Source organism: Haliscomenobacter sp. (genome assembly GCF_041740695.1).
Taxonomy (GTDB): domain Bacteria; phylum Bacteroidota; class Bacteroidia; order Chitinophagales; family Saprospiraceae; genus Haliscomenobacter.
This window is the reverse complement of the sequence record NZ_JBGSLK010000053.1, coordinates 97035-109273: the sequence shown is the minus strand read 5'-3', so window position 1 is coordinate 109273 and position 12239 is coordinate 97035. Positions and strand designations below refer to the sequence as shown.

At 47.1% G+C, this 12239-nt stretch carries 11 protein-coding genes; 4 read left to right on the top strand and 7 right to left on the bottom strand.

Going from position 1 to position 12239, the window contains the following annotated elements:
• Positions 1-33 precede the first annotated feature (33 nt).
• The 4 genes from kdpB to ACEW9O_RS11850 all read right to left on the bottom strand — a co-directional run bounded on the left by kdpB (position 34) and on the right by ACEW9O_RS11850 (position 5123).
• Positions 34-2070, bottom strand: coding sequence for a potassium-transporting ATPase subunit KdpB (kdpB, locus tag ACEW9O_RS11865; protein ID WP_373550376.1), 2037 nt, complete (start codon positions 2068-2070; stop codon positions 34-36).
• 12 nt (positions 2071-2082) lie between these two features.
• On the bottom strand, positions 2083-3798 hold the full coding sequence (gene kdpA, locus ACEW9O_RS11860; RefSeq protein ID WP_373550375.1) for a potassium-transporting ATPase subunit KdpA: 1716 nt from the start codon (positions 3796-3798) through the stop codon (positions 2083-2085).
• A gap of 18 nt (positions 3799-3816) precedes the next feature.
• Positions 3817-3897, bottom strand: a complete 81-nt coding sequence (gene kdpF / locus ACEW9O_RS11855; protein WP_373550412.1) for a K(+)-transporting ATPase subunit F — start codon at positions 3895-3897, stop codon at positions 3817-3819.
• 437 nt (positions 3898-4334) lie between these two features.
• Positions 4335-5123, bottom strand: a complete 789-nt coding sequence (locus ACEW9O_RS11850) for a class III extradiol ring-cleavage dioxygenase (RefSeq protein WP_373550374.1) — start codon at positions 5121-5123, stop codon at positions 4335-4337.
• Positions 5124-5337: 214 nt separating this feature from the next.
• Here ACEW9O_RS11850 and ACEW9O_RS11845 point away from each other — a divergent pair, with 214 nt between their 5' ends.
• Positions 5338-5661, top strand: a complete 324-nt coding sequence (locus ACEW9O_RS11845) for a winged helix-turn-helix transcriptional regulator (RefSeq protein ID WP_373550373.1) — start codon at positions 5338-5340, stop codon at positions 5659-5661.
• A 220-nt stretch (positions 5662-5881) separates the two neighbouring features.
• Here the strand turns inward: ACEW9O_RS11845 and ACEW9O_RS11840 are convergent, their stop codons facing one another.
• Together ACEW9O_RS11840 and ACEW9O_RS11835 are read right to left on the bottom strand one after the other, a co-directional pair.
• Positions 5882-6844: a YitT family protein gene (locus ACEW9O_RS11840; protein ID WP_373550372.1), complete on the bottom strand. Its 963-nt coding sequence runs from the start codon at positions 6842-6844 to the stop codon at positions 5882-5884.
• A gap of 139 nt (positions 6845-6983) precedes the next feature.
• The gene (locus ACEW9O_RS11835; protein WP_373550371.1) at positions 6984-8318 is read right to left on the bottom strand and encodes a sigma-54-dependent transcriptional regulator; all 1335 of its coding nucleotides are present in this window, start codon (positions 8316-8318) and stop codon (positions 6984-6986) included.
• A gap of 152 nt (positions 8319-8470) precedes the next feature.
• Here ACEW9O_RS11835 and ACEW9O_RS11830 point away from each other — a divergent pair, with 152 nt between their 5' ends.
• Entirely contained in the window at positions 8471-9187 is a 717-nt protein-coding gene (locus ACEW9O_RS11830; RefSeq protein ID WP_373550370.1) for a DNA alkylation repair protein, read from the top strand.
• Between the two features lie 39 nt (positions 9188-9226).
• Here the strand turns inward: ACEW9O_RS11830 and ACEW9O_RS11825 are convergent, their stop codons facing one another.
• Positions 9227-9607 (bottom strand): lipocalin family protein, encoded by a 381-nt coding sequence (locus ACEW9O_RS11825; RefSeq protein WP_373550369.1) that lies wholly within the window; start codon positions 9605-9607, stop codon positions 9227-9229.
• Between the two features lie 182 nt (positions 9608-9789).
• Here ACEW9O_RS11825 and dusB point away from each other — a divergent pair, with 182 nt between their 5' ends.
• Entirely contained in the window at positions 9790-10791 is a 1002-nt protein-coding gene (gene dusB / locus ACEW9O_RS11820) for a tRNA dihydrouridine synthase DusB (RefSeq protein ID WP_373550368.1), read from the top strand.
• Between the two features lie 11 nt (positions 10792-10802).
• The gene (locus ACEW9O_RS11815) at positions 10803-12221 is read left to right on the top strand and encodes a CCA tRNA nucleotidyltransferase (RefSeq protein WP_373550367.1); all 1419 of its coding nucleotides are present in this window, start codon (positions 10803-10805) and stop codon (positions 12219-12221) included.
• The last annotated feature ends 18 nt before the right edge of the window (positions 12222-12239 follow it).

Here is a 12239-nt window from a genome sequence, read left to right as displayed (position 1 = left end):
TTTCACCCCTTCGGGGTTTGTATTGAAAAATGATTAAAACCAAATGGCGATCAACAAATCGATCAACTTGATCCCGATAAAAGGCAGAATCACGCCACCTACACCGTACACCAACAAATTACGCCGCAAGAGCGCCTCCGCACCAATTGGGCGATAAGCCACCCCCCGCAGCGCCAGTGGAATCAGCATCGGAATGATGATGGCATTGAAAATCACTGCCGATAAAATGGCACTTTCCGGGCTGTTCAAGCCCATGATGTTGAGCGACTGCAAGGCTGGCAATGAAGCCATGAACAAAGCCGGAACGATGGCAAAATACTTGGCCACGTCGTTGGCAATGCTGAAAGTGGTCAGCATCCCTCGGGTGATCAGCAACTGTTTGCCAATTTCAATCACCTCAATGAGTTTGGTAGGGTCATTGTCCAGGTCCACCATGTTGCCTGCCTCTTTGGCCGCTTGGGTACCGCTGTTCATGGCTACCCCTACGTCGGCTTGCGCCAGGGCGGGGGCGTCGTTGGTACCATCGCCCATCATGGCTACGAGGCGGCCATCGGCTTGCTCGCGGCGGATGTAAGCCAGCTTGTCTTCGGGTTTGGCTTCGGCGATGAAGTCGTCTACTCCCGCTTTTTCGGCAATGTACTTGGCGGTGAGTGGGTTGTCACCAGTGACCATCACGGTTTTGACCCCCATGCGCCGCAGGCGTTCAAAACGTTCGCGGATGCCGGGTTTGATGATGTCTTGCAACTCGATGACACCTTGCACTTGACCATTTTTGGCGACTACCAGCGGGGTTCCACCATTGCTGGAGATGTCTTTGACCGCTTGGCTAGTCTCAACGGGGAAAGCATTTCCAGCTTGTTGCACGAGGCGCAAAATGGCATCTTGGGCGCCCTTGCGGATGTCGGTCTGGTCACGCAGAACGACCCCACTAGTGCGGGTTTCAGCAGTGAATTTGATCAGTTGTGCGCCAGTGATGCTGGCACTTTTGACCACCTGTTCACCCGCCAGTTCCAGGATACTTTTGCCTTCGGGTGTATCATCCGCCAATGAACTCAGTACACAAGCTTCAATGAAGTCGGTTTGATTCACGCCAGGAGCGGGGTAGAAGCGCGTTGCTTTGCGGTTTCCGATGGTGATGGTTCCGGTTTTATCCAATAGCAATACGTCGATGTCGCCAGCGGTTTCTACTGCTTTACCTGATTTGGTGATGACGTTGGCCCGCAAGGCGCGATCCATACCCGCTACACCAATGGCCGACAACAAACCTCCGATCGTGGTGGGGATCAAACAGACAAACAGGGCCACAAATGCGGCAACGGTAATGGGCGCGCCTGCATAATCCCCAAAAGGTTTCAGCGTTACACAAACCATGATGAAGATGAGTGTAAAACCAGCCAACAAAACGGTCAAGGCGATTTCGTTGGGCGTTTTTTGGCGGGAAGCCCCTTCGACCAGGGCGATCATTTTATCCAAAAAAGATTCGCCTGGTTGGGTGGTGACTTCCACTTTGATGCGGTCAGAAAGCACTTTGGTACCCCCGGTAACGCTACTTTTGTCGCCACCCGCTTCCCGGATCACGGGTGCAGATTCTCCAGTGATCGCCGATTCGTCGATGGTGGCGAGTCCTTCAATGATTTCGCCGTCCATGGGGATGGTGTCCCCTGCTTCGCAGATGAAAACATCTCCTTTTTTGAGGACTGACGAACTGACCATTTCCTGTTTGCCATTGCGCAGTACTTTGGCGGGCGTATACTCCCGGGTTTTGCGCAAGGATTCGGCTTGGGCTTTGCCGCGAGCTTCGGCGATGGCTTCAGCAAAATTGGCGAACAAAACCGTCAAAAATAGGACGATGAAGACCATCAGGTTGTATCCAAAACTACCCTGGCTGCTGTCCCCGCTGAGCAAGGCGCAGATGCTCATGACGAGCATAATGGCTGTGCCAAGCTCTACGGTGAACATGACTGGATTGCGGTACAACAGGACCGGGTTGAGTTTTTTAAAAGCCTCCACTAAGGCCGGGCGCACGAGCTCAGCGGCAAAGAGCGAAGGATTTTTTTGATGCGTTGACATATGATTAGCGAATTAATACATGGAAAAATACTCGGCCAGTGGACCTAGCGCCAAGGCAGGGAAAAACGACAAGGCCGCTACGATGAAAATCACCGCAAAAGTCATCAGTCCAAAAGTTGGGGTATCCACCCGCAGGGTGCCCGAACTTTCCGGGATGTATTGCTTTTGGGCCAACAAACCAGCGATGGCTACTGGACCGATGATCGGCAAAAAACGCCCCATGATGAGCACAATGCCGGAGCTGAAGTTCCAAAAGAAATTGTTGTCGCCCAGCCCTTCAAAACCACTGCCATTGTTGGCCGAAGCAGAAGTGTATTCGTACAACATTTCGCTGAAACCGTGATTGCCGGGGTTGTTCAGCCAGTTGCCTGGTTTTACGGCCCAGGCCATGTCTGGATGATGTACCACCAAATAACTACTCAAGGCTGTACCAACCAGAATCAGGAAGGGGTGCAAGAGGGTAATCAGGGTGGCAATTTTCATTTCCCGGATCTCGACCTTTTTACCCAACAACTCCGGTGTTCGCCCCACCATCAACCCACTGATGAATACAGCGATGATGATAAAAATGTAGTAGTTGAGCAAACCCACGCCGACTCCACCATAAAGAGCGTTGATCATCATGTCCAACATTTGTAAAAAGCCGCTGAAGGGTGTCATGCTGTCGTGCATGGCGTTGACCGAACCATTAGACGTGGCAGTGGTGGCGATCCCCCAAAGCGCGGAAGCTTCGGCACCTAGACGAACTTCTTTGCCTTCCATGCTACCCAAGCTTTGATCAATGCCCATGGCAGTGATGGCTGGATTGCCAGCGGTTTCCGCTCGGATGGTACCGACTACAAAGCTCAGAAAGCCAATCGACATCACCCCGAAAATGATCCAAGCCAAGCGTCGACGCCGCAGGTAATACCCCAGGGCAAATACTATCGCCATGGGGATGAGCAGAATGGAAACGGTTTGCAGGATGTTGCTGAGGAAATTGGGGTTTTCCAGCGGGTGAGCCGAGTTGACCCCAAAAAAACCGCCACCATTGGTTCCCAATTGCTTGATGGCAACCATAGCCGCCGCGGGGCCTTGAGAGATGCTTTGCTGCACACCTTGCAGCGTGGTGAGGTTTATTTTTCCATCAAAAGTCATCGGTGTGCCAGAGGCAATGAGCACGATCGCCAGCACAATTGACAGGGGTAACAACACCCGAGTGATGCTTTGTACGAAGTACACATAAAAATTGCCGATGGTATTCGACTGCTTTTCCTGCATGGCTTTGTACACCCCCGCCAGGGCCGCCATCCCGGTCGCTGCGCTTACGAATTGCAGGAACATAATCACGCCCGTTTGGGTGAGGTAGGTAAGCCCGGATTCGCCGGAATAGTGTTGAAGGTTACAATTGACCACGAAACTAATGGCCGTATTGAAGGCCAAATCGGGCGTCATACTGGCATTCCCGTCGGGATTGAGTGGCAAAACGCCCTGAAGAAACAACATCAGGAACGCAAAAATGAACCACAACATGTTGATGGTCAACAATGCCCGAATAAAGCGTTGCCAGCCCATTTCTTCGCCAGGATTTACACCACCTAGGCGGTAAATCAATCGTTCCAGCGGTTGCAAAAAATCGGTCCAGACCCGCTCGCCCTGATAAACTTTGGCCAGGTAGCGGCCCAGTGGAATGGCCAGCCCTACACTCAGGGCCAAGGTGGCAAGCACGCCAAGTAAGTTGGTATTCATTGGTTTTGAATTGAAGGATTAGAATTTCTCTGGCCGTAAGAGTACGTAAATGAGGTACCCAAACACCAGCAAACAAAGGATGAATAGTGCGCTGAACATGGTGATGGTTTAGATGTGATCAAAGCGATTGGTGACCCAGTAAAAGAGGGCGAAACAAATCAAGCCCCCGAAAAGCAATGCTGCTGCAATGAGCGTGTCCATATGTTTGGATTTTGATACGCTGCAGTAATGCCAAAATTGGTGCCGAAAAAATGGTGGGCGATTTTTGGGTTGAAAATCAGAGAGATGTGGAGAAATGGGAGGGAATGGGGCGAGGGGAAAGTATGCAGAAATGGAAAAGGGTATGCGGAAATGGAAGGGTGGGGGATAGGTTAAACATTGAACTCGTATGCTTGATAGCCATGCTTTCCGAACTTGTCAATAAGTTGGAAAAGTAGTTAATGATGTATTTTGCTGTTTAGTTGTCCACGTTACCTCCGTTAGGGTTGGTAGCTAACACCTGTTAGCGGCTGCCCTTTTTCGTACTTGGATTATATTTAGTCAAACTTAAAGGCACTCATAGAAAGGTTTTTCCATTGAAATGCTTCGTAAATCTTCGTTGGTTGTCCACCGAAAGCACTTGCAAATACTAAAGGTAAAAAATGTTCTGATGTTGGGTGTGATTTGAAAAACTGCTTATGATTGTATGCTGAAATTATTTTGTCAGCATAGTTTGTGTTTGATTTGTCGGCCAGTTCCTTTGTAATAAAGTCGTCAAACTCTTTTGCCCATTTATCTGGCTCAATTTCGTGTCCACCAAATTTTTGAATTTCGCTGCGATTATGCACTAAACCGCCACTGCCAATGAATAAAATATTTTCATTGCGAAGTGGATTTAGTATTTCGGCAATTCTTTTGTGAAATTCTGGGTCAATATTATAGTGTTGTGAAATTTGCAAAACAGGAATATTGTCATTTGGGAAAAGTAGCATTAAAGGAATTAGAGCACCGTGGTCAAGTCCACGATTATTTTCTGCTTTTGCTTTAATGCCATTTTCTGTAAGCATTTCAAGGATGCGTTTGGCTAATTCAGGGTTCCCAACTGTTGAATAATTCGTTTGAAACTCTATCGGAAAACCTTCGTCCATCTGAATCATTTTTTCAGTTGTTGTTATAGAAATAGTTTCCGTCTGCCAATGTCCCGAAAAAAGAACAATTGCAGAGGGAGTATTTTTTAGATGTTCCTTACGAAGTTTTAGGAAGTTTAATTTTAACTGATTGCTTTTGAAGGCTTCATAAATTGTTCCGTGAGAAACAAATATGCTTGGTTGCTTTAGTTGCACCATAGTTTTTGTTTATGAAATTGTGGTGGTTTAAAGAATACCTCCATTTACTTGTATTACTTGTCCATTAATCCAATTCATTTCAGGCATACATATTTTGTTGTTTATTTAATTGCGAGTTGCAAAAGTAATTCCTTCACTATATTTTTGCAAGTGGTTACCATAAAGTATACTAGTATACTTCTAGAAAGTATCGTTTATAATCAAAGGTTTAGTAATGGAAAAAAATAGAAAAAATGTTTGTGCAGTAAGTCACGCTATGTCGGTAATAGGTGGTAAATGGAAAATTGTTGTCATAAGCAATTTGGTCAACAAAGGAATGCACCGCTACAAAGAGTTGGAAAGGGCAATTCCAGAGGTTACACCCAAGATGCTTGTCAAGGTGCTAAAAGAATTAGAAGAAGAAAAATTGATTTTGCGTAAAGTCTATGCAGAAGTTCCTCCAAGAGTTGAATATTCTGTCACGCCTCTTGGTCTAACTTTAAATGATTTGATTTTAGAAATAAATAAATGGGGTGAATATCATTTGTCCAACAGTTAGTTCTCGGTCGGGGTCTGTCGGTAGGGTTCTATTGATTCAGGGTGGACAATCTATACTACAAACCGGGCCATTTACAACTTTTGAACCGCGCTAGCGGTGGCAAGATGAAGCTGTTTTTCAAGTAGAATCTCTGATATTGGGCCAAATCAGTGTAGCACCCCCTTTTTAACCCCAACGCACCCAATTCGTCATTCGTCATTCGAAAAACTCGTCATTTGCTCTAATGCAGCGGCCGCTTCTTAATCATCCCCCCCTTTGTATCATTAATACTATGCATCAAAATAAACGCATTGGGATCGATTTTTTCAATTTCAGCTTTGAGGTTGCTCAATTCCAGGCGGGTAATCACGGTAAAAATAATGTCGATTTCACTGTCGCGGTGGCCCGTTTTGCCAAAGCCCCGTTCACCTTTGTAGATGGTCACACCCCGGCCAATGTCGTGGATGATCATTTGGCGGATGTCTTCGGATTTGGGGGAAATGATCGTCACTCCGGTATATTCTTCGATGCCTTCCACAATAAAATCAACCGTTTTGGAGGCAGAAAGGTAAGTCAAAACGGAATACAAGGCCGTTTCGATAGACAGCAAATAGGCCGCAACCGAAAAGATGATCACGTTAAAAATTAAGATCAAATCGCCAACGGATAGTCCGGAACGTTTACTGATGTTGAGCGCCAGTACTTCTGTCCCATCGATCACGCCGCCGCCGCGCATGGAAAGCCCAATCCCGGCCCCCAGAAAAAAACCACCGAAGACTGAGACCAACAATTTATCCTCCGTAATTTGTGGATAAGGAATCACTTCTACCGCAATTGCCAAGGCGATGATGCCAATGGCTGTTTTGATAGCAAAATCAACCCCGATTGTGCGGAGCCCTAGTACAACAAAAGGAATATTGACCAGGAGCAACAACAAAGAAAGTGGCCAGTCGGTAACCACGGAGATCAACAAGGAAATCCCCACTGCTCCTCCATCGATGAAATGATTGGGCAACAAAAATCCTTTCAGGCCAAATCCCGCCGACAAAACCCCCATACCCAACAAAAAGAACTGAATGAGACGCCGTTTGAATACGATCTGGAATTGCTTCAAACCTTTGGCGAGTACATAATTGCTGTATTTACTCAGCTTTTTTTTGCGCAGGGTGGTGTTGAGGATGATTTTGGTCCATAGTGAATTCATGTTTGCGATAAGTTTGGTTCAGAGCATGTCTAAAATTTTTGTTTAAGCCTTATCTGCGATCCTGCTAGAGGTGGGTTTTTAAAACTTAACGCCCCCGGCTTGGGAAAAGTTTGCATAAGGCACTGGTCAATATCCTGTTTTATAACTGGTACTCCTTGATTTTGGCATAAAGTGTGGTTAATCCAATGCCCAATAATTCCGCGGTTTGGGTCTTATTGCCATGAGTATGTTCCAGCATGCGCGAGATGTGCCGTTTTTCTCCTTCCCTCAAAGACATTACCCTGGTGATGTCGCTGTTGACTTGATGTAAAAAATCCCAGGGCAAGGCATCACTTTCCAGTTGCGAGGTCTCGCTGAGGATACAAGCGCGTTCAATGGTATTGCGCAGCTCGCGGATGTTGCCCCGCCATTGGTGCTGTTGCAGCGCTTTTAAAAAATCGGGATGGGCACTGCTGATCTTTTTATTGAGTTTTTGGCTGAATTGTTCCATAAAATGCTGGACGAGTAGGGGGATATCTTCCGGCCTTTCGTTCAAGGAAGGCAAATGAATGGCAAAGGTGGCCAGGCGGTAGTACAAATCCATCCTGAACTGGCCATTGTTGCTGTCTTGTTCGAGGTTGCGATTAGTGGCGGCAATGATGCGGACGTCCACTTTTTGGGTTTTGGTTTGGCCGACTTTCAGAAATTCTCCATTTTCCAGCACCCGCAGCAACTTGGTTTGCAATTCCAGAGGCATTTCCCCAATTTCATCTAAAAAAAGCGTGCCTTCATGGGCTTCTTCCAATAAACCTTTTTTGTCTTTAATCGCCCCGGTGAAGGCACCAGCTTTGTGGCCAAATAATTCACTTTCAATGATTTCTCTGGAAAAAGCGGCACTATTGAGCGCAACAAAAGCTTTGTCTTTGCGCAAACTAGCCTGGTGGATGGCCTGGGCAAAAATATCTTTTCCCGTGCCCGTTTCTCCTGTAAGCAAAATGCTGGCATTGGTGGGCGCTACCTTACAGGCCAGCGCAATGGCCTTTTGAATGGTTGGAGATTGACCAATGACATTTTTGAAATCAGCGAGAGCTTTGGCCTGAGTACCTGAACTGGAACTTGCCCTGGCCCGCAGCGCTTTTTCAGAAGCCTGAGACAATAGGGTGATGATGCGGTTGTTGTCGTCACCTTTTACCAAATAATCAAAAGCGCCATTTTTGATCGCTTGCACCCCGTCGGGAATATTGCCGTAGGCGGTGAGCAGGATAACCTCGGTAAGCGGATATTTTTGTTTGATTTCTGCGGTAAGTTGTACGCCATTGCCGTCGGGCAGTTTGACGTCACAAAGCACCACCGGGAAATCTTGCTGGGCCAGTTTTTTAAGCCCGGATTGGCAATCACCTGCCTCACTTACTTCGTAATCCTCCAATTGCAAAAGGCGGGAAAGCAAACTGCGGAGTTTGACTTCGTCGTCGATGATGAGTACTGCCGTTTTCATATCCTTGATCTTGACTCAAAAGTAAGGCAGGAAGTGGAAAAGAAATCGAAAATAAAAGCAATTAAAAGTGTTTGTTTTTGTGTTTTATAAATTTTTTATTTTTATTTTAGCGCTTGGTATAAAAAATTGTCCTGACACAAATGCCTAATGCCATGCCTACCGTCAATGAAGTCATGCAGGTGCTGCAAGAGTACAACAGCCCCAGTACCAAGAATACTTTGATGAATCACGGCGCCCGTGAGCCTTTTTTCGGCGTAAAAGTGGGCGACTTAAAAACCATCACCAAGGAACTCAAGCTCAAAAAAGAGTACCAACTCGCTCTTGATCTTTATGATACTGGCAATTCTGATGCCATGTACCTGGCGGGTTTGATTGTGGACGAAAAAAAAATCAGCAAAGACGATTTGCGCCATTGGGCCAAGGCGGCTTATTGGCACATGTTGCACGATTATACGGTAGCTTGGGTGGCCGCAGAATCGCCACATGGCCTGGAATTGGGCTTGGAGTGGATTGAATCGCCAGAAGAAACCATTGCTTCGGCAGGTTGGGCAACACTGTCTTATTGGGCACAACTGCGACCGAATGCCGAATTAGACCTGCCTTTGTATCAAAAACTATTGGAACGGGTGCAAAAAAACATCCACCAGGCCCAAAACCGGGTGCGCTACACCATGAATGGTTTTATCATCATGGTCGGCTCACAATTCCCCGAGCTAACCGAGCACTGTATTGAACTTTCAGAATCCTTGGGTACCGTCTATGTAGATATGGGGGGAACCTCCTGTAAAGTACCCGATGCCGGAGAATACATTTACAAAGTCCAAGAAAAGGGAACCATCGGGAAAAAGAAAAAAATGGTAAGGTGTTGATTATTTTGAACCCGTTCCTCAGTTGGATTGCCGTGGTAGTTACTTCCGCTTAACCATTTTCATCAAACGGCCTTTACCCGCATCGCTCATCCTGAGGTGTAAGGAATCGGGAGTCAATAGCAAGATTTCCACTGCTTTTTCCGTAGAAGCCCGATTGAGGGTGTCCATGGTAAACAGTCGTTTGTCGAGGATGTAATAAGTACCTGATTCGTGGTAATTGAGGGTGCTTTTGAACGTGTAGCCTTCATTTTTGTTAAAGGTAAATTGGACTACCTTAGGGTCTATTTGTAGGGAGTCTCCTTCTTGTGAGATGGCTATGGCCTGCCATTCACCAACCAAATCACGTTGGCGATAAGGTGAACAGCCCAGCAATAGGCTCATGATAACGATCAAAACGGGACTAGCAAACGATTTATACATTTTCTGACTACTTGTGAATAAACATGCACGAAACAAAGAAAACACAAAAGTAAAGCCCCAGGTGTGTATCCTCACTACAATTAACAGGATTTTAAGTAAAATTCCACAAATTGGAATTTTTTTGAAGCCCGATTGGTTAAATCAATCTATTTTTGCCCCACTTTATAATGCACAAAAGGGATATGGTAAAAATTGCGCAAGTTGAATTGGGAGAATTTCCCCTGCTTTTGGCACCCATGGAAGATGTGAGTGATCCACCTTTCCGGGCTTTGTGCAAAAAGCAAGGTGCAGATATGATGTACACCGAGTTCATCTCGGTGGAAGGTTTGATTCGGGATGCGACCAAAAGTTTGCAGAAACTCGACATTTACGATGAAGAACGCCCCATCGGCGTACAAATCTTCGGCGCAGAGCTCGACTCTATGATGCGCGCTGCCGAAATCGTCGAGGCGGCCAAACCCGAAGTACTGGACATCAATTACGGTTGCCCGGTACAAAAAGTGGTGTGCAAAATGGCGGGGGCAGGCATTCTGCGCGATGTCAAAAAGATGGTGGAACTGACTGAAGCCGTGGTTAAATCGACCAATTTGCCAGTGACCGTAAAAACCCGTTTGGGTTGGGATTCCAATACCATCTTTATTGAAGACGTAGCTGAGCGACTGCAAGATATTGGCATCAAAGCCCTGTCCATCCATGCCCGTACCCGCGTGCAGATGTACAAGGGAGAATCTGATTGGAGTTGGATTGCCAAAGTCAAAAACAACCCACGTATTCACATCCCTATTTTTGGCAATGGTGACATTGATACCCCGCAAAAAGCCAAGGAATACCGCGACCGCTATGGAGTGGATGGCATCATGATTGGGCGGGCGAGCATCGGTTACCCTTGGATCTTCCGCGAAATCAAGCATTATTTCGCCACGGGTGAGCTTTTAGCTCCACCCGATATTCACGAGCGGGTAGATGCGGTACGCCAGCACCTGCAACACTCCATCGATTGGAAAGGGGCCAAACTAGGGGTGGTAGAAATGCGTCGGCATTACACCAATTACTTCCGGGGATTCCCGGGTATAAAGGAGTTTCGTGGCCAATTGGTTACCGAAGAAACGCCCGCGATTTTATTTGAAATACTCGACCGTTTGGAAGATCAGTACAGCGCAGTCGAGGCCGAATCGGTATTTTAACCTAAAACGTAGTGGTCTTTAAAATTCAAGATAACGAACGCAAGATCCTGGAGATCGTTAGCCATGCTGCCTCAAAGATGCAGGTGCCTGCTTATGTGGTGGGTGGATATGTGCGAGACCGTTTGTTGGCGCGTACTTCCAAAGACATCGACATTGTTTGTGTAGGCTCTGGTATCGAATTGGCTGAGCGGGTGGCTGGCGAATTGCATCCAGTACCCCGGATTGCGGTTTTTCAACGTTTTGGAACGGCAATGATCAAACACCGCGACCTGGAAGTGGAGTTTGTGGGCGCGCGCAAAGAATCTTACCGCCACGATTCGCGTAAACCGGCGGTGGAGAATGGCTCTCTGGAAGATGACCAAAACCGCCGTGATTTTACCATCAATGCCCTAGCGGTTAGTTTGAATGAGCCGGATTTTGGCAACATCATCGATCCATTTGATGGGCTAGGAGATTTGGAGCGAAAAATCATTCGTACCCCCCTGGAACCAGGCAAAACCTTCTCGGACGACCCCCTAAGGATGATGCGCGCCATTCGTTTCGCTACTCAGCTGGATTTCATCATTGAACCGGATACGTTTAAAGCCATCAGTGTTTATAAAGAACGCATCAAGATCATTTCAGCGGAACGCATTGCCATTGAATTGAACAAAATCATCCAGGCGCCCAAACCTTCGGTCGGTTTCAGACTCTTGTTTGATTCAGGGTTGTTGCACATCATTTTTCCAGAAATGACCGCCTTACACGGCGTGGAAATCCGCAATGGCCGGGGCCACAAGGATAACTTTTACCACACGTTGCAAGTACTGGATAACCTTTGCAAAAAAACTGAAAACCTCTGGTTGCGTTGGTCGGCCATTCTGCACGACATTGCAAAACCACCCACCAAACGGTTTCATCCAGAGCAAGGTTGGACTTTTCATGGGCATGAAACCTTGGGTGCCAATATGGTCCCGATCATCTTCCGCCGTTTCCGCCTGCCGATGGATCACAAGATGAAGTATGTGCAAAAGTTGGTTCGACTGCACCTGCGCCCCATCAGCTTGACCAAAGAAGAAATCACCGATTCCGCCATGCGCCGCCTATTGGTGGATGCAGATGAAGACCTGGAAGACCTAATGCTGCTTTGTGAAGCGGACATCACCTCCAAAAATCCCGATAAAGTCAAACGTTACCTCGAAAACTATGAGTTGGTGCGCCAACGCCTGCAAGTAGTGGAGGAACGCGACCAGCTGCGCAACTGGCAGCCACCGATTACGGGCGAAATCATCATGGAAACCTTTGGGATCGGCCCTTCACGCGAAGTGGGCGATATCAAAAACTATGTGCGGGAAGCCATTTTAGATGGGGTAATCCCCAATGAGTTCGAGGCAGCGTATGGGTTGATGGTGGAAAAAGCTGGGGAAATGGGTTTGGTGAAGGTGGGATAATACTTTAAAAATAATGCC